This window comes from Comamonas sp. GCA5 (assembly GCF_036541385.1).
In the GTDB taxonomy this organism is placed as follows: domain Bacteria; phylum Pseudomonadota; class Gammaproteobacteria; order Burkholderiales; family Burkholderiaceae_C; genus Comamonas; species Comamonas aquatica.
Map to the genome: position 1 here is coordinate 1 of NZ_JAZHFR010000006.1, position 16,369 is coordinate 16,369.

Annotated in this window: 15 protein-coding genes and 3 pseudogenes; 13 read left to right on the plus strand and 5 right to left on the minus strand. The window is 65.5% G+C overall.

Going from position 1 to position 16,369, the window contains the following annotated elements:
* A pseudogene (locus tag SJH88_RS02430) lies at positions 1-83 on the minus strand (XRE family transcriptional regulator); the annotation flags it as partial.
* Positions 84-176: 93 nt separating this feature from the next.
* Between SJH88_RS02430 and SJH88_RS02435 the strand changes: the two are divergent.
* The 4 genes and pseudogenes from SJH88_RS02435 to SJH88_RS02450 all read left to right on the plus strand — a co-directional run.
* Positions 177-539, plus strand: a pseudogene (locus SJH88_RS02435) (hypothetical protein); the annotation flags it as partial.
* Between the two features lie 65 nt (positions 540-604).
* The gene (locus SJH88_RS02440; protein ID WP_274753511.1) at positions 605-1,714 is read left to right on the plus strand and encodes a DUF6094 domain-containing protein; all 1,110 of its coding nucleotides are present in this window, start codon (positions 605-607) and stop codon (positions 1,712-1,714) included.
* Between the two features lie 101 nt (positions 1,715-1,815).
* Positions 1,816-2,121 (plus strand): hypothetical protein, encoded by a 306-nt coding sequence (locus tag SJH88_RS02445; RefSeq protein ID WP_274753512.1) that lies wholly within the window; start codon positions 1,816-1,818, stop codon positions 2,119-2,121.
* Positions 2,122-2,231: 110 nt separating this feature from the next.
* Positions 2,232-4,502, plus strand: coding sequence for a helicase-related protein (locus SJH88_RS02450; protein ID WP_274753513.1), 2,271 nt, complete (start codon positions 2,232-2,234; stop codon positions 4,500-4,502).
* Between the two features lie 93 nt (positions 4,503-4,595).
* On the opposite strand, the pseudogene panE reads toward SJH88_RS02450, so the two are convergent.
* A pseudogene (gene panE / locus SJH88_RS02455) lies at positions 4,596-5,521 on the minus strand (2-dehydropantoate 2-reductase).
* A 111-nt stretch (positions 5,522-5,632) separates the two neighbouring features.
* Between panE and SJH88_RS02460 the strand changes: the two are divergent.
* The 8 genes from SJH88_RS02460 (at position 5,633) to SJH88_RS02495 (ending at position 12,425) form a co-directional block, all read left to right on the plus strand.
* Positions 5,633-6,229 (plus strand): helix-turn-helix domain-containing protein, encoded by a 597-nt coding sequence (locus SJH88_RS02460; protein ID WP_274753514.1) that lies wholly within the window; start codon positions 5,633-5,635, stop codon positions 6,227-6,229.
* Between the two features lie 179 nt (positions 6,230-6,408).
* Complete coding sequence (pilL2, locus tag SJH88_RS02465; protein WP_274753515.1) at positions 6,409-6,993, plus strand: PFGI-1 class ICE element type IV pilus protein PilL2; 585 nt, start codon at positions 6,409-6,411, stop codon at positions 6,991-6,993.
* A complete protein-coding gene (locus SJH88_RS02470; RefSeq protein WP_274753516.1) occupies positions 6,990-7,637 on the plus strand; it encodes a hypothetical protein in 648 nt (215 codons plus the stop codon). Before pilL2 ends, SJH88_RS02470 begins: the two co-directional genes overlap by 4 nt.
* Before the next feature lie 71 nt (positions 7,638-7,708).
* Complete coding sequence (locus SJH88_RS02475) at positions 7,709-8,398, plus strand: TIGR03759 family integrating conjugative element protein (RefSeq protein WP_420921713.1); 690 nt, start codon at positions 7,709-7,711, stop codon at positions 8,396-8,398.
* Complete coding sequence (locus tag SJH88_RS02480; protein ID WP_095377287.1) at positions 8,383-8,961, plus strand: lysozyme family protein; 579 nt, start codon at positions 8,383-8,385, stop codon at positions 8,959-8,961. The genes SJH88_RS02475 and SJH88_RS02480 overlap by 16 nt, the downstream gene beginning before the upstream one ends.
* Complete coding sequence (locus SJH88_RS02485; protein WP_274753518.1) at positions 8,958-9,509, plus strand: integrating conjugative element protein; 552 nt, start codon at positions 8,958-8,960, stop codon at positions 9,507-9,509. The genes SJH88_RS02480 and SJH88_RS02485 overlap by 4 nt, the downstream gene beginning before the upstream one ends.
* A gap of 10 nt (positions 9,510-9,519) precedes the next feature.
* Entirely contained in the window at positions 9,520-11,679 is a 2,160-nt protein-coding gene (traD, locus tag SJH88_RS02490) for a type IV conjugative transfer system coupling protein TraD (protein WP_274753519.1), read from the plus strand.
* Entirely contained in the window at positions 11,676-12,425 is a 750-nt protein-coding gene (locus SJH88_RS02495; protein ID WP_024889612.1) for a TIGR03747 family integrating conjugative element membrane protein, read from the plus strand. The genes traD and SJH88_RS02495 overlap by 4 nt, the downstream gene beginning before the upstream one ends.
* Here SJH88_RS02495 and SJH88_RS02500 read toward each other — a convergent pair.
* From SJH88_RS02500 to SJH88_RS02510, 3 genes are all read right to left on the minus strand, one after another.
* Positions 12,422-13,840, minus strand: a complete 1,419-nt coding sequence (locus SJH88_RS02500) for a UvrD-helicase domain-containing protein (RefSeq protein WP_274753520.1) — start codon at positions 13,838-13,840, stop codon at positions 12,422-12,424. The genes SJH88_RS02495 and SJH88_RS02500 overlap by 4 nt on opposite strands.
* A complete protein-coding gene (locus SJH88_RS02505; RefSeq protein WP_150084284.1) occupies positions 13,827-15,560 on the minus strand; it encodes an ATP-dependent nuclease in 1,734 nt (577 codons plus the stop codon). Before SJH88_RS02505 ends, SJH88_RS02500 begins: the two co-directional genes overlap by 14 nt.
* A 93-nt stretch (positions 15,561-15,653) precedes the next feature.
* Positions 15,654-16,004 (minus strand): helix-turn-helix domain-containing protein, encoded by a 351-nt coding sequence (locus SJH88_RS02510; RefSeq protein ID WP_024889609.1) that lies wholly within the window; start codon positions 16,002-16,004, stop codon positions 15,654-15,656.
* Between the two features lie 156 nt (positions 16,005-16,160).
* Between SJH88_RS02510 and mads1 the strand changes: the two genes are divergently transcribed.
* Positions 16,161-16,367: a methylation-associated defense system helix-turn-helix domain-containing protein MAD1 gene (mads1, locus tag SJH88_RS02515; RefSeq protein WP_024889608.1), complete on the plus strand. Its 207-nt coding sequence runs from the start codon at positions 16,161-16,163 to the stop codon at positions 16,365-16,367.
* The last annotated feature ends 2 nt before the right edge of the window (positions 16,368-16,369 follow it).

Genomic DNA, 16,369 nt, shown 5'->3' on the forward strand with positions numbered 1-16,369 from the left:
GTTCTGCGGGCGATCTCCCGGATGGACAGGTGCTCACGCAGAGCCCAGCGCCTGATGACACTCAAAGTAGCCACGTCAATCACTCCTGGTCTCCTGCTGCACATAAAAGCAGCAGGCTAGGGTTAATGCGTGGGTCAGATTGAGATGGAAAAACCGGGGGCTAGTGGGTCACTTCTGGATGGAAATCAACAGTGTGGCTGTTCGATCGTCGCTGCGTGAAGCCAGACAAGGCCAACGCCAGCGCGCTGGCGCTGCTGCCCAGGGATTCCGCTCACCGGCTCGACCGGCTGTGGACCCTGGTGCAGGACACCTGCCCGCTGCCACTGCTCGACCACTGGCGCGACACCGTGCTGGAGCTGTTGCAGACACGGCGGATGCTGACCGGTCTTCCCTTGGCCCTCGGGCCGCTGGAAGGCCATCGGCTGGCCCTCGATGTCCCGGCGCTGACGAAGGCGCTGGGCGAGCTGATCCGCAACGGCACCCTCGGCGCCACGCAGTACGAACTGGCCGCGAAAGCACCGCTTCGGCGTGTGGCGTGAGCCATCCCCACGGGCATGCGCGCCGCGCGTGCCCGCCTTCCCTCATCCATCACCAGGAGAAATCCATGGCACTCATGTTTCCGCGCTTGGCGCGCAATTTCATTCGTAACGGCTACTTCCCCACCGACGAGCCGACGCTGGAGCGGACCTTGTCCGCGCTGGCGCCGTCTCCCGGCGCCATGTCCATCCTTGATCCCTGCGCCGGCGAAGGCGTGGCGATCGCCGAAGCCGCCCACGCCCTTGGGCGCGAGCAGGTCCAGGCCTTCGCCGTCGAGTACGACGCCGAGCGTGCCCGCCACGCACGGCAACTGGTCGATCGCTGCATCCACGGTGACCTGATGGACACGCTGATCTCGCGCCAGTCCTTCGGGCTGCTGTGGCTGAACCCGCCGTATGGCGACCTGAGCAAGGACGTGAACGGCAACATCGGCTATCAGGGCCAGGGCCGTGCACGGCTGGAAAAGCTGTTCTATCAGCGCGCGCTGCCGCTGCTGCAGTACGGCGGCGTGCTGATCTTCATCGTGCCGTCCTACGTGCTCGACGCCGAGCTGGTCGGATGGCTGACGCGCCACTTCGCCGACCTGCGCATCTACCGTGCGGTGGAAACGCAGTTCAAGCAGGTGGTGATCTTCGGTCGCAGGATTCGTCAGCGCGACCAGGCGTTGGAGTCGGTCAAAGCCGTGCGCGGTCTGCTGCTGCAGATCGGACAGGGCGACGCCGAAGCCGATGAGCTGCCGCTCGAATGGCCGTTCCTGCCGTACACCGTCCCTGCCAGCCCGGCCGAGCCGGAGCACTTCTGTCGCGTGACGATGGAGCCCGAGCAGTTCGCCGATGAAGTCGGCCGGCTACAAGGACTCTGGCCGGCGCTCGATATGCACCTGGGCGCCGCGCAGCAATCGCTGCGTCCGCCCGCGCGGGCCTTGTCGCACTGGCATCTCGCCCTGGCTTTGGCCGCAGGCGCGATCTCCGGCGTAGTGAAGTCCAAGAGCGGGCGCGTGCTCGTCGTCAAAGGTGATACCCACAAGGAGAAGACCCTCCAGACGGAATACACCGAACGCGACGATGGCTCCGTGGCCGAGACGCGCATCCTCACCGACAAGTTCGTGCCGGTCATTCGTGCATGGGACTTGACGCTGGGCTCGCCCACGTGGGGCGAAGTGCTGACCATCCGCTGATCCCTGTTCCCTGACGGTTCGCCGTCGCTTTCATCCACCCACCGGGGTCACGTTGCCCCGATGGGGTGCCGTGGCCCCTTCTTCCAGAAGGAGAAACCACCATGGCACTCGCAATCCTCAACCGCGCGTCACAAGCACGCTTTTCGCCCGGGCAGGTGGTCATGACCGCCGGCGTCGACGAGCTGGTCCGACAGGGCCGGCTCAACCCCACGCCGTACCTGCGCCGCCATCTTCATGGCGACTGGGGCGACCTGAGCGACGACGATCGGCGATTGAACGACGCTGCGCTGCAATCCGGTGAGGATCGTCTGTTTTCGTCCTACCAGGTCACGCGCGACCTGAAGCTTTGGATCATCACCGAATGGGATCGCAGCGTCACCACGCTGCTGTTGCCCAGCGAATACTGATCCGCATCCAGCGGCACCTACAGTTTTCTTTGCCGCTTCTTTCTTCCCACCCAGGGGCATGTCACCGCCCCGTGGGGGAGGTGCATGCCCCATTGCTCTGGAGCATCACCATGTCCCTCGATCTCGAAACCGTTCCCGAAACCGCTGTGCAGCGCGACCTCCTCGAAGCGGCCGCTTCACCCCTCACGCTCAGCCTGCAGGACTTCGTGTCCGAGTTCGGCGACGAGTTGCTCGACTCGCTCAACCGCGCCAATCCTCCGGTCTACACCGGCCAAGTGCGGGTGCATCGGCAACTGATCCTCGCCGCGCTGAAGCGCAAGCTGTTCCCGGCGCAAGCCGATGTGGTCCACGCCGTCACCGAGCTGTTGGTCGACCGCGGCGAACGTGCCGCGATCGTCAATGGCGAGATGGGCTGCGGCAAGACGACGGTGGGTATTGCCACCGCCGCCGTGCTCAACGCCGAAGGTTACCGCCGCACCCTGGTGCTCTCGCCACCCCACCTGGTCTACAAGTGGCGGCGCGAAATCCAGGAGACGGTGGCCAGCGCCAAGGTCTGGGTGCTCAACGGCCCGGACACGCTGGTCAAGCTGCTTAAACTGCGCGAGCAGTTGGGCGCGCCGGCCCAGGGCCAGGAGTTCTTCGTCCTGGGGCGCGTGCGGATGCGGATGGGGTTCCACTGGAAGCCTGTCTTCGTTCGGCGGCGCACGCCTCACGGCGACGTGGGGGCCTGCCCGGATTGCGGGCATGTCATCAACGACCTCGACGGCGAGCCGATCAACCCGGTCGAGCTGGAAGCCGAGGAGTCCCGTCGCAAGTGCAGCCACTGCCGTGCACCGCTGTGGTCGTTGATCCGTCCCAGAGGCCTGTCCGCCAGCGACCAGTCCTCGACCGTGCTCAAGGCACTGAAGCGTATTCCAACCATAGGCGAAGTCACCGCGCAGAAGCTGATGCAGAAGTTCGGTGACGCCTTCCTCGCATCGATGCTCGGGGACAACATCCACGAGTTCATCAACCTGATGGATGGCAACGGCGAGCTGGTCTTCTCGGACCGGCAAGCCCACCGGATGGAACGCGCGATGGCCAACATGGAGTTCGGCTTCGGCGAAGGCGGCTACCAGCCGTCCGAGTTCATCAAACGGTACCTGCCGCAAGGCACGTTCGACCTGCTCATCGCCGACGAGGCGCACGAGTACAAGAACGGCGGCTCCGCACAGGGCCAGGCCATGGGGGTGTTGGCGGCCAAGGCGCACAAGACGCTGCTGCTCACCGGCACACTGATGGGCGGCTACGGCGATGACCTGTTCCACCTGCTGTTCCGAGCCCTGCCGGGGCGGATGATCGAAGACGGCTACCGGCCGACGAAGAGCGGCAGCATGACCTCGGCCGCGATGGCGTTCATGCGCGATCACGGCGTGCTCAAGGACATCTATTCCGAGAGCACCGGCACGGCGCACAAGACGGCCAAGGGCACCAAGGTATCGGTGCGCACGGTCAAGGCGCCGGGTTTCGGTCCCAAGGGCGTGCTGCGTTGCGTCCTGCCGTTCACGGTCTTCCTCAAGTTGAAGGACATCGGTGGCAACGTGCTGCCGCCCTACGACGAGGAGTTCCGCGAAGTCGCGATGGACACGGCGCAGGCCTCGGCCTACCGCGATCTGGCGGGTCGCCTGACCCAGGAGCTGAAGCAGGCCCTGGCGAAGCGCGACACGACGCTGCTCGGTGTGGTCCTCAACGTGCTGCTGGCCTGGCCGGACTGCTGCTTCCGGTCGGAAACGGTGGTGCATCCGCGCACGCGCAACACCTTGGCGTTCGTGCCGGCTCAGTTCAACGAGCTGGAGGTGATGCCCAAGGAACGCGAGCTGATCGAGATCTGCAAGCAGGAGAAAGCAGAAGGTCGCAAGACCCTGGTCTATTCGGTCTATACCGGCACGCGCGACACCACGTCGCGCTTGAGGGTGCTGCTGGAGCAGGAAGGCTTCAAGGTGGCGGTACTGCGCGCGAGCGTGGATGCCTCCCGCCGCGAGGACTGGATCGCCGAGCAGTTGGACCGCGGCATCGATGTGCTCATCACCAATCCCGAGCTGGTGAAAACCGGCCTGGACCTATTGGAGTTCCCGACCATCGTGTTCCTCCAGTCCGGCTACAACGTCTATTCGCTGCAGCAGGCCGCCCGGCGCTCTTGGCGCATCGGCCAGAAGCAGCCGGTGCGCGTGATCTACCTCGGCTACGCCAACTCCTCGCAGATGACCTGCCTGGGGTTGATGGCCCGGAAGATCATGGTGTCGCAAAGCACGTCGGGCGACGTGCCGGAGTCCGGGCTTGATGTCCTGAATCAGGACGGAGACTCGGTGGAAGTCGCGCTGGCACGACAGTTGGTGTGCTGAACTTCACTGCTTCACTTCAACGGCCCCTCCGGGGGCCGTTCTTTTTTGGGCATCCTGACGGTGACATCGATCCGGGAAGTGGAAGACAGGGCCTCATCCACCGCCATGGGCCATGCGGGTCGCCTCGTAGGCCTGCATGTGTGCAAGGCTTACCCTCAGCAGCGGCGCATCCAGTCGAGCTTCATGCGCGCGTCGCAGCATGTCCCCAATGATGTGCTCATGCTCGGTGGGGCCACCACGTTGCAGATCGCGCAGCATCGATGCGGTGCCGGTGGACCCGCGCTCGGCCAACGTCGTGAACATGCGGGCATAGGCGTCCTGCGATGGGATGTACCCTGAGGCGGCGGCGGTCGCCACGCATTCGCCAAGCATCTGGCGCACCAGCGCTTCGCCATCTTGTGCCTGCACGATTGCGCCAACGGGCGCGCGCATCAGCGTGGTCATGCCGGCATAGGTCGTGAGGAATACGAACTTCTCCCACATCTCCTGCAGGATGTCCTGGCTCAACACCAGTGCGAAGCCGCCGCGCTCCATCAATCCATGCAGCGCCTGCGCCGCGTCCTGCTGGCTGTGGGTGCGTGCGCCGAGGGCGAGGCGCTGCAGCGTATTGAGATGCTGGATTTCTCCGGCCGGCCGAGCGCAACACCGATATGGCACAGGCCGCCCAGAACGCGCTCGGCGCCGAAGCGCGCATCCAGGTGATCCAGATGCCGCACCCCATTGAGCAGCGGAACGATGCATGTCGAGGGACCGATAGCGGGCGCGATGGCGGCCATCGCGCCCTCAAGATCGTAGGCCTTGCAGGCCAGCAGCACGGCATCCACGGAAGGCGGTGCCTCGACGACTGTTTTCACGGGAAGGGTCAGGTCACCCAAAGGGCTCTTGATGACGAGCCCGGTTTCGGCGAGTTGTGCGGCGCGTCTCGGCCGGACCAGGAAACGCACGTCCAGGCCGGCCGCGGCCAGACGCCCGCCGAAATAGCCTCCGATCCCACCTGCACCCAGCACCAGAAGACGCATGGCCATGCTCCTGTTTGAAGTTGAGAATTTCTACTATAGTAGAAATTCGTGGCGCGATCGATTTCAGCGCCATCGAGACTCCACGCATCCATCCTGACTTGATCGCGGCCCATGCCGAACTCCTCTGCTCCCCAGACCAGGCAGAAAGGTGAGCGCGCCGAAGCGCTCCCAGCCAATCTTCGACGTCTGCGCCTGGAGGCGCAGCTCACCCTCGATCGGCTCGGGGCGTTGTCGGGCGTGAGCCGCGCGATGATCTCCAAGATCGAACGTGGCGCTTCGGTTCCCACTGCCACGGTGCTGGGCAAGCTTGCCGCCGCACTGCAGGTCAGTCTGTCTCAACTCCTGGGGGGATTCCATGCGCGCCAGCCCAGGCTGCATGGCAGGGAGCGCCAGGCGGTCTATCACGACCCCGCTTCCGGCTTTGAACGCCGTTCTCTTTCGCCGCTGTTCGAGGATGGCGCGGTCGATCTGGCCTTCAACGTGTTGCCTCCGGGCAAGTCCGTCGAGTTCCCCCCGCACCATGCGGGCGTGGAGGAGTTTCTCGTCGTGCATGAGGGGGCGCTTACCGTGGTCATCGACGGAAGGCGCTTCGACGTCGCTGCCGGAGATACGTTGTTCTTTCCTTCGGATTGCGTGCATGAGTTCCGCAATGAAGGCGGCGAGCCGGCTGTCTTCTATATCGTGATCAACGATCGGACGCGGCGTTAGGCGGCGAGATCGCCCCGGCCCGACCATTCGCCGCGGCATGATCCCGACATGCATCCTGGCAACCGCGTGGTTGCCGGCATTGCTTTCGGCAAATCGGGAGCCGACGGATTCGCTTTGTTTGCTGTGACAAAGGGCCGGCGCGGCGATGGTGATGGCTCGTTGTTTCAGGACACCGATCCATGCGCCCATCCCGCCAGCCCTTCCGTATTGCCGGACGCAGCCATCTGATCCGTTTGCCCGGCTTGCTCCTGGCCGCCATGGCCAGCGGCTGCGCGATGACGAACGCCGTGCCACCGACGCCCGCATCCAAAGTCACCGACATCGCGCCCGAAGCCGTGATGGAGTTCGTGCCGGTGACGCGGTATGGCCGCTACACCCTGGTTGAACTCGCGCCGACGGCGGCCCAGCACGACCTGTTGCTGCAGGTGGTGGATGTGGAGATCCCCGGCACGCTGGGCGCCACCGTCGGGGATGCCCTCCGGCACCTCGTCCTGCGTTCCGGCTACCGGCTGTGCGATGAGCAGTCCGCCGATCTGTTGGCCTTGCCGCTGCCGGCGGCTCACTACCGGCTCGGCCCGGTCCTGCTGCGCGATGCGCTCTTGACACTGGCCGGCCCCGTCTGGGATCTGCAGGTCGACGACGGTGAGCGGAAGGTGTGCTTCATCCGCAGCCTCAGGGAGGCTCATACGCCGCACGAGCCCAAACCACCGGAAATCAACCGTTCGGCGGAGAGCCCTCCGCTGATCCGGGAGGTTTCGCCATGACCATCCGGGACTCAGCGACGGGCCAGCGCACGACGCTGCTGCGGGTCGCCGCCGCAACCTGGTTGTTGCTCGTCAGCGCGGTGGTGCTGGTGGATCACATGGCCTTGTCCGGGCTGGCTGAACAGACCCAGGCCTTCGCGCCCACCGCGCAGGTGTCCCTGCTCGAATCCCGAGTGGACGGCCTCTCGCATCGGATCGAACAACGCCATACTCAGCCCGCCGCCTTGCCGCAGGCGCGCTACGAGCAGGACACCGCGGCGTTGGACCAACGGCTGGCGGCGATCGAGCTGGCGCAGGCCCATCACGCCGCGACCGATGCGCTGCACGCATTGGAAACCCGCGTCGCGCGACTGGAAGCCCGCCCGGTCTCGCGCCAGCCCAAGCTGCCCGCACCACGGCCATCCCAACCTGTGGCGGCCCAACCCAAGCCTGTTGAGCCTTCATTCCGCCTGATCGGAGTGGAACTGCGTGCGGGAGAACACTTCGTGTCGGTGATGCCTGCCGATGGCACCGGGCTGGCCGATGTCCGCCTGCTGCGCGCCGGAGAGTCGGAGGGTGGCTGGCGACTGGACGGGATCGAGCGCGATGGCGCCGTCTTCCGGCAGGGAGACGAGATCCGCAGGCTGCCCATCCCGCCCCGATAAGGAGGCCCACACCGATGGTCCCGCGCCACTTGACCCCGCCGTTGCTGGTTGCATTGCTGGCCGCCTCCGCCATGCAGGCGGCGCTCGCGCAGCCCACCGGCGCAACCACCGCGACCAGGACGGCGCCGAGCCGTGAAGCGCCTGCGGCCATCGCTCGCAGCGACGAACAGCGGGCGCAGGACTGGGGGCTGCGCACGGATGAATGGACGCGCTATCGCGAGTTGATGCAGGGGCCGCTGGGCGTCTACTCGCCCAGCCTCGACCCGCTCACCGCCCTTGGCATCGAAGCACGTTCCGACGAGGAGCGCCGCCGCTACGCGGAATTGCAGGTTCGGGCCGAAGCCCGGCGGGTCGAGAAGACGCTGGCCTACCAGCGTGCCTACGACGCCGCCTGGCAACGGATCGCGCCGGGCATGGCGAGGGTCAACCTACCCGGGGCCAAGCCGACCGGCGCGGGCACCGCCATCGCATCAGGCACCGACCGAACCGCCATCTTCGTGAAGGACGGCTGTACCGCCTGCGACCAGGCCGTGCAGCGGCTGCAGACGTCGGGCGTCGAATTCGATGTCTATGTCGTCGGCAGTCGCGCAGACGACGCGCGCATCCGTGAATGGGCACGCCGGGCCCGTATCGACCCGGCGAAAGTGCGCGCCCGGCACATCACCCTCAACCACGACGGTGGCCGCTGGCTCTCCCTCGGCCTGCAGGGCGAACTGCCCGCCGTCGTACGCCAGGTCGGCGGCCAATGGCAGCGACAGTAGGCCTCGCGCGTCTCGCGCTCCTGCTGCTGGCTTGTTGGGCACTCGGCCAGGCGAAGGCCGGGGAGGTTCCGCCGCCGGCCTACCAGTTCGCGGCACAGCGTGCGGGCATTCCGGCGGCGGTGTTGTACGCGGTGGCCTTGCAGGAGAGTGGCACCCGGTACCACGACCGCCTCGTGCCCTGGCCCTGGACGCTCAACGTGGCCGGGGCATCGCATCGGTTCGCCACCCGCACCGAGGCCTGCGCCGGCCTGCACCAGGCATTGCGCGACGTGCCGCGCACCCGCATCGACGCCGGCCTGGGCCAGATCAATCTGGGCTACCAGCGTCACCGCTACGACCACCCCTGCGAACTGCTCGATCCCTATCGGAACCTGGCGCTGGCCGCGCAGATCCTGCGCGAGCAGCACGCGCCGGGCCAGGACTGGCTGATCACGATCGGCCGCTACCACCGTCCCGCTGGTGGCGCACCCGCTGCGCGCTACCGCCAGAGTGTTGGCCGCCACCTGGCCCGCGTACTGGGCGAGCCAGCGCGGGGCTCGGATACCCGGAGAACCCTGCCATGAAGCCTCGAATCTTCCGTCCGGCTGTGCCGTGGCTGATCGGCTTGCTGCCGCTCGTGTCCGTGCCAGCCGCTTTCGCACAATCGCCGCCCTTGATCGTCGTCGAAGATCGCGGCGGGGCCTCCGCGCTGCCTTATTACCAAGCCCTCGACCTGCAACCGCGCACCGGAAACCGGTCATCACCCAGGATCGAGATGCCACGCCTGCCCGAAGGGCCTTCTGGCGAGGCGGCCATGCTGCCGGTGCGTTCGGCCCATTTGGCCCCTGGCGATGTGGCTCCCCGGGCGATCCAGGCGCCGGGGCTCACGCCGATGTTCCTGGTTGGTGATGACCAGCGCTCCCATGCCTGGCTGCGCCAGCGTGCCCCGGCGCTGCGCGAGCTTGGGGCCGTGGGGTTGGTGGTCCAGGTCGAGTCACCGCAGGCACTTGCGGCACTGCGTGCCCTGGCGCCCGGGCTGATGCTGGCGCCGGCGTCCGGGGACGAACTGGCCGGGCGCCTGGGGCTGCGCCACTACCCGGTGCTGGTGACCGCCACCGGCATCGAACAGTGAGGAATGCCCGATGGCCCAGCCGCACGCCGTCGAAGTCCTGCTGCGGCCAGCGGTGGAGCTATACACCGTTGCCGTATGCGCAGGCGCCGCGGTGGTGTGCGTGGTGGCACCGTGGTCGCTCGCGCTGAATCCGGTACTCGGCCTCGGCAGCGCGCTGGCCTTCCTGGCCTTCGGCGCGATTCGCCTGCGCGACGCCTGGGCCATCCTGCGGTACCGCCGCCACATCCGTCGTCTGCCTCGCTACGTGATGACGAGCCGTGACGTGCCAGTGAGCCAGTACCGTCTGTTCGTTGGGCGTGGCTTCCGCTGGGAACAACGACACACCCATCGGCTGACGCAGACCTACAAGCCCGAGTTCCGGCGCTACGCCGAACCGACGACGTTCTACCGCCTGGCGCGCCGCCTGGAGGAGCGGCTGGAATTCGCGCCTCCGCCGCTGCCTAGGCTGGCGCGGGCATTGGCCTGGGACAGCCCGCTCAACCCGGTCCGGCCTTTGCCGCCAGTGGGTGGCATGCCGCGCCTGCATGGCATCGAGCCGCACGAAACCGACGTCACCCTGCCGCTGGGCGAGCGTGTGGGCCACACCCTGGTACTCGGTACCACGCGAGTGGGCAAGACGCGCCTGGCCGAACTGTTCATCACCCAGGACATCCGTCGCAAGATCCATGGCGAGCATGAGGTGGTGATCGTCTTCGATCCCAAGGGCGATGCCGACCTGCTCAAGCGCATGTATGTCGAAGCCAGGCGCGCCGGACGCGAGGGTGAGATGTACGTCTTCCACCTGGGCTGGCCGGACATCTCGGCACGCTACAACGCCGTGGGCCGGTTCGGGCGCATCTCGGAAGTCGCCACCCGCATTGCGGGGCAGCTTTCCGGCGAGGGCAACAGCGCCGCGTTTCGCGAGTTCGCCTGGCGCTTCGTCAACATCATCGCGCGTGCCTTGGTGGAACTGGGGCAGCGGCCAGACTACCTGCTGATCCAGCGGCACGTCGTCAACATCGACGCGCTGTTCATCGAGTACGCCCAGCATTTCTTCGCCAGAACCGAGCCCAAGGCCTGGGAGGTGATCGTCCAATTCGAAGGACGACTCAACGACAAGACCATCCCGCGCCACATGGTCGGGCGAGAGAAGCGGGTGGTGGCACTGGAGCAGTACCTGTCGCAGACGCGAACCTACGACGCGGTGCTCGACGGCCTGCGCTCTGCGGTGCGCTACGACCGCACTTACTTCGACAAGATCGTCGCTTCGCTGTTGCCGCTGCTGGAGAAGCTCACCACCGGCAAAATCGCGCAACTGCTCGCGCCGAACTACTCCGACCTGTCCGACCCGCGCCCGATCTTCGACTGGATGCAAATCATCAGGAAGCGGGCCGTGGTCTATGTGGGGCTGGATGCGCTGTCCGACGCCGAAGTGGCGGCGGCCGTCGGCAACAGCATGTTCAGCGACCTGGTGTCGGTAGCGGGGCACATCTACAAGCACGGCATCGACGATGGCTTGCCTGGAGCATCGGCCAATGCCAAGGTCGCCATCAATGTCCATGCGGACGAGTTCAACGAACTGATGGGCGATGAGTTCATCCCGCTCATCAACAAGGGTGGCGGTGCAGGCATGCAGGTCACGGCCTATACGCAGACGCTCTCGGACATCGAGGCGCGCATCGGCAATCGCGCCAAGGCCGGCCAGGTCATCGGCAACTTCAACAACCTGTTCATGCTGCGGGTGCGCGAGACCGCCACCGCCGAACTGCTGACGCGACAACTGCCGAAGGTGGAGGTCTACACCACCACCCTGGTCAGCGGCGCCACCGACAGTTCCGACATCCACGGCCCGACCGACTTCACGAGCAACGCGCAGGACCGCATCAGCACGTCGAGCGTGCCGCTCATCGAGCCCGCACACGTGGTCGGCCTGCCCAAAGGGCAGTGCTTCGCCCTCATCGAAGGCGGTAACCTGTGGAAGGTCCGCATGCCGTTGCCAGCGCCCGATCCGGACGAAGCCATGCCCCGGGACCTGCAACAACTGGCCGGCTACATGCGCCAGCACTACGCCGAGGCGGGCGAATGGTGGGAGGGCAACGGGCTGCTCCGGTTGCACGACGACGACGCGTTGCCAGCGGATCTGGCCGAGGAAGTGCAAGAAGGCACGCCGGATGAAGAGGCCCCATCGTGAAAGAGCCCGCCGCGACCGCCGAGCGACAGCAGGCACGCCAACGCGGCCTGGTCGCCAGCGTGGTCACGCTGCCGTGGCGCCTGTTCGGCGTACTGGTCGCCTCGCTGCTGCTGTCCATCGTCATCGAATGCGTCGGCATGCACCTGTTTTGGCCCGACCAGGGCTGGCGCCACGCGCAGGGCATGCTCGACTACGAACTGAACCAGCTCTCCACCCATTTCACCCGGAGCGCCGTTGTGCAGGAGCCGGGACGCACCGCGCGCTGGCTGGTGGAGAGCACCTACGAGTGGGTTTTCGTGAAGACGGGCTTGTTGGACTGGATGCGCGACGCCTCGGCGCAGGCTAGCGCACCTAGCCGAGGCGTGCACCGGGACTTCCGCTATTACCTCGCCCAGGTCTATGTCTGGACCGAGCGCTATCTGATTGCCGCCGGCTTCACCGTCCTGACATTCATCGTCCGCCTGCTGGTCTTGGTGCTCACGCTGCCGCTGTTCCTGCTCGCGGCCTTCGTCGGCCTGGTCGATGGACTGGTTCGCCGCGACATCCGCAAGTTCGGCGCGGGGCGGGAATCGGGCTTCGTCTACCACCGGGCGAAGGCGGCCTTGATGCCGCTGGCGGTGTTGCCGTGGGTGACCTACCTGGCGTTACCGGTGTCATTGCACCCTTTGATGATTCTGCTGCCTGCAGCGTTTCTGCTGGGACTGGCGGTGAACATCGTGGCGGCGAGCTTCAAGAAGTACATTTAGCCGATTGTTGGACCAGGACTACACACTACGACCTTCATCGACCCACGGGTCATGGCGACGTAAAGGTTCTGTGCGCTCATACCCTCGATATTTAGCAGCACCGCGACTTCGGCTTCCAGCCCCTTGAGCAACAGCGTGCTGCCGACGGCGCGTTTTGGTAGCGGGCGCCCCAACAGCCGGTTCTCTTCCCGCACGCGCCGGGCCGCTTCTGCCAGAGGGACGGCCCCCGACGAGGCTTCCCGGAGCGCCTTAAGCATCCCGTAGAAGATGGCCGGCCGATGCACACGTACGTTCGGCAGTGCCCGCAGTTCCGACAACAGCGCGGCGGCCGCAGCGAGAGAGGGCGCGCGCCCGAACGCCAGTGCGCGGCTTTCTGCCTCGTTCGGAGGATTCCTTGCAGTTCCCTTTGCCAACGACTCCAGGCGCCGCGTCAACTCCGCCACGCCCACATTGGTCATAACGCTCTGCGCCAGCGCCAGTAACTGCGCGAAAGCATTCGGTGCCCCCGCATCAAAGTTGCTAGCGAAGGCGATGAGGTCTTGCAGATCGACGGCCTCGACCGTCGAAGCGCCCGGCGTCTGGCTCGCAAAGTTCTGCTGTGCTGCTCGGTTGCGGCTATCGGCGATGATGAGCACGCGCCCGTCAGCGGTTGGCGATGCCGTCCTCGCAGCGGCTAGGCGCTGGGCATGGTCGTTGGGTGGTACGGCCTGCATCCAGGTCACATGCTCCGGTGGCCCACTACGCAGATCCACCGACTGCCCTGCCGCCAACAACCGGCGGGCCTCCAACAACCATTGTCCCAGCGCTTCCGCGCCGGCGTTGCGCCATCGCCAGGGCGTTGCCAGTTCCCCGACGACAGGAAAATGCGCGCACACGTGCTGGTTCCAGTCGGCCAGCGTATTGCCCCGGAACCCGAAGATCGCCTGCATGGGGTCGCCCAGCACGCAGGTCGGCAGGATCAACGAGAGGAAATAGACGATGTAGTGCTGAGGCACCGAACAATCCTGGTACTCATCCACGATCAGATGCGCATACGAGGCTTTCAGCACCTCACTGACGTGCCCGGCCTGCAGGAGCTTCCAGGCGGCGTCGCGGATAGCCGGGTAGTCCCGCGCAGGTGCAGCCAGCCGCAGAATCTCCGGATCGTGGGCGCTGCGGCCCGGAAAGGTCGAGATGAGCCGGATAGCCCAGCCATCGATCGTGCTCAATCGATAGGCGCTGGCTGGCACACCGGCGCGGTCCAGCCGGCCACGCAAGGCCGCGACCCCGGCATTCGTGTGTGTCAGCACGAGAATGGGCTTGTTGCCCCGATGACCGGCAAGCGCGTGGGCAATCAGCTGTGTCTTGCCGCAGCCGGCCGGTGCGGTGACGGTTCCGCGTTGGATTGCACGAAGGTCGATTTCAACGTGGTCCATCAGTGGCCCACCCGAATACCTGGTCCATCAGAGCGCGGAATCCCTGATCGCAAAGATGCAGGTCAGGTGCAACGATGGTCCTCGCCACGTCCTCCATCCACGAGATTTGCTTGAACCAGCCAGCCTTTCGGATGCGCGCCGCCTGACCAAGGATGGCCCTGCGTTCGGCCGACAGGAGGCCGGTGTTCTGGATTTCGTCCCAGATCTGCTGGAAGGTGAGCGTGTTGTTCGAGACAGTGCGCAGGTGTTCGACGATCAGGTCGCCATGCAATTCGTTGGCGTAGCCGATCAGCCTCTGGCAGGCAGCCGGCGTGAGACTGCCGAACAGCTCGTCCTCCAGCGCCCGGCCCGCGCGGTAGGCGACGACGGTGCCACCGTTCTCGACAAAAGCCTGCTCGACCGCAGGAGTGGGCTTCTTGTCGTCGTCGCGCAGCACCATCACCCGGTAGCCCAGAGACTGGAACGCTGCGGCGCGGGCATACGGTCGATCCGGCTCCCCGCCACCGCAGTCGACGAGGGCCACGCCCAATGCAGCCAGTGACGCATTCCCCTGGTCAAGCCTGTATAAGTCCAGCCCGCGCAGCAGGCCTATCTCGCTGGCTCCCTCGCACACGACCACGGAGCCAGCCAGGAAGGCCTCGGGGTAGAGGCGGATCGTGCTCTGGATGTCATTGTCGGCGCCGACCAGGCGAGCCTCATGGCCGAGGGGGCCGCGGCGCAACACGAAGAGCTGGCCGCCAGACAGTTCTCTCAGCGCCACGGGTGAGTGGGTGGTGAGGAACACCTGAAGCGGAGCAGCGGCCTCCTTGGCGCCGAGGGAGCCCAAGAACCTCGCGATGCGGTGCGGCTCCAGCCCGTACTCCAGTTCGTCCGAGAGCACGATCGACGCCTGACCGGCCGCCTTGCGCTGTAGGCCAGCGACAAGCAGACGCGTGGACCCGACGCCCAGGCTGCGAAGCGGGATGCCGCTTTCGTTGTGCAGGGAGATGGTGCCGCCACCGAACGACACCGAATGCGAATCCAGCAGCGCCTTGGCCTTAGCGCCGATGTTGACGCCCAGCTCCTGAGCAGTGGCGGTGACGATCCCCAGCGCTTCTCCCAACTGTTGTTCGGCCTGGTCTCCGAAGGCACTCCGCGCATCTCTGGCGGCCTTGACGAGGGCGGCCGACGCGTCGGCTCGCTCTTCCGAGATGCGGTTCAGTACCGAGCCGCGCTGCCATCCCAGGTTGAAGTCCGCCAGCGCGCCGATACGAGTGGGCGCCAGGGCGACGCGATCCTTCCATGCGAGCGTCTTGACGATGCCTTGCTGTGCGGCGCGGTCGGAGACGAGGGTCCACGAGGGCTCCAGGTCACTGGCGACCGTCAGGTTCAGGCAGAGCACAACCTCCGCGCCGGCAGAGGGCTCGTCTTCGACGACGCCAGTGTTGGCGTGGTATCCGCGCAGGAATGCACCAAAGCCCTCCAGCGTCCTCATGCTGTCATCGAGGTCGCCGAGCGTCAGCGTGATGCTGATTGGGGTTGTGATGTCCAGGCCGAAGAAGTCAGCATCCGAGAACTGGACATTGCGTCTGGCCCCCAGGCATAGGTCGATCGCGTCCAGCACCGTGGACTTGCCGCTGTCGCCCGGGCCGATCAGGCAGTTGATGCCAGGCGTCGGGCACCAGGTCAGCAGCTGGATGCCGCGGAAGTTGGCGATCTGGATTTTTCTGATTCGTGCCATGCCTATCCCCCGCGCATTGAAGCCGCTCCCACTGAAATCGCAACACCTCACTATCCACTCGGGCCGCCTGCTGCAGGCCTCCTGCCCAGTTCTCTACTTGGTAGGGCGAGACAGCGACTCGGCAAGCTCCAACAACTTTGCGACGTCCTCTGCGGGCAATGACGCCTCCTTGAGGTATCGCACTAAAGCCATCGCTTCAGGCTGCGTGTGCAAGTAGTCGACGACTTCAGGGTCAGTCGAAGGCGATAGGCGGAACAACACGTCGGGATCTGCCGCCAGCACCTTCGCTAGAGCTTTGATGACCTCAGGCCTAGGCGGAGACTCCTTACCACGCTCGATACGGCTCAAGTAGGCCGGCGAAATGCCGACTAAGCCTGCCGCCTCGCGTAAGCCAAGGCTCTGTGCCACCCGAAGGTCGCGAATCGTCTCTCCAAAGCTACTCATGCCGCGCATCCTACCTCAGGTGTTTAGTGTTGTGCAACATTTAACACACTTAGTAGACTACTCCATTGTTTGGTAAAGTTTGCTCTTTCCTGCCGATCTTGGGCCAGGACCATGCCGGCCAACCTGCCCACGTCGTCACTTTTCAGGAGCGAACAGATGCTTGGGGAAGAAGTGTTCACGGTTAAAGAGGTCGCCACGCTCTTAAAGGTCGGCGAGAAGACGGTCTACTCCATGGCCCAGGCTGGAGAACTACCTGCGTTCAAGGTGCGAGGTCAGTGGCGATTCGCCCGAAAGGACATCGATACATGGATAGAGCAGCAGAAACACACAACCCATGATTTCGGCGAGGAAGACCAGAAATGACC

Bases quoted from the DNA above. Each gene is read 5' to 3' on its own strand.
- SJH88_RS02440 (WP_274753511.1), top strand. From the start codon at position 605: ATGGCACTCATGTTTCCGCGCTTGGCGCGCAATTTCATTCGTAACGGC.
- SJH88_RS02445 (WP_274753512.1), top strand. From the start codon at position 1,816: ATGGCACTCGCAATCCTCAACCGCGCGTCACAAGCACGCTTTTCGCCC.
- SJH88_RS02450 (WP_274753513.1), top strand. From the start codon at position 2,232: ATGTCCCTCGATCTCGAAACCGTTCCCGAAACCGCTGTGCAGCGCGAC.
- SJH88_RS02460 (WP_274753514.1), top strand. From the start codon at position 5,633: ATGCCGAACTCCTCTGCTCCCCAGACCAGGCAGAAAGGTGAGCGCGCC.
- pilL2 (WP_274753515.1), top strand. From the start codon at position 6,409: ATGCGCCCATCCCGCCAGCCCTTCCGTATTGCCGGACGCAGCCATCTG.
- SJH88_RS02470 (WP_274753516.1), top strand. From the start codon at position 6,990: ATGACCATCCGGGACTCAGCGACGGGCCAGCGCACGACGCTGCTGCGG.
- SJH88_RS02475 (WP_420921713.1), top strand. From the start codon at position 7,709: ATGCAGGCGGCGCTCGCGCAGCCCACCGGCGCAACCACCGCGACCAGG.
- SJH88_RS02480 (WP_095377287.1), top strand. From the start codon at position 8,383: ATGGCAGCGACAGTAGGCCTCGCGCGTCTCGCGCTCCTGCTGCTGGCT.
- SJH88_RS02485 (WP_274753518.1), top strand. From the start codon at position 8,958: ATGAAGCCTCGAATCTTCCGTCCGGCTGTGCCGTGGCTGATCGGCTTG.
- traD (WP_274753519.1), top strand. From the start codon at position 9,520: ATGGCCCAGCCGCACGCCGTCGAAGTCCTGCTGCGGCCAGCGGTGGAG.
- SJH88_RS02500 (WP_274753520.1), bottom strand. From the start codon at position 13,840: ATGGACCACGTTGAAATCGACCTTCGTGCAATCCAACGCGGAACCGTC.
- SJH88_RS02505 (WP_150084284.1), bottom strand. From the start codon at position 15,560: ATGGCACGAATCAGAAAAATCCAGATCGCCAACTTCCGCGGCATCCAG.
- SJH88_RS02510 (WP_024889609.1), bottom strand. From the start codon at position 16,004: ATGAGTAGCTTTGGAGAGACGATTCGCGACCTTCGGGTGGCACAGAGC.
- mads1 (WP_024889608.1), top strand. From the start codon at position 16,161: ATGCTTGGGGAAGAAGTGTTCACGGTTAAAGAGGTCGCCACGCTCTTA.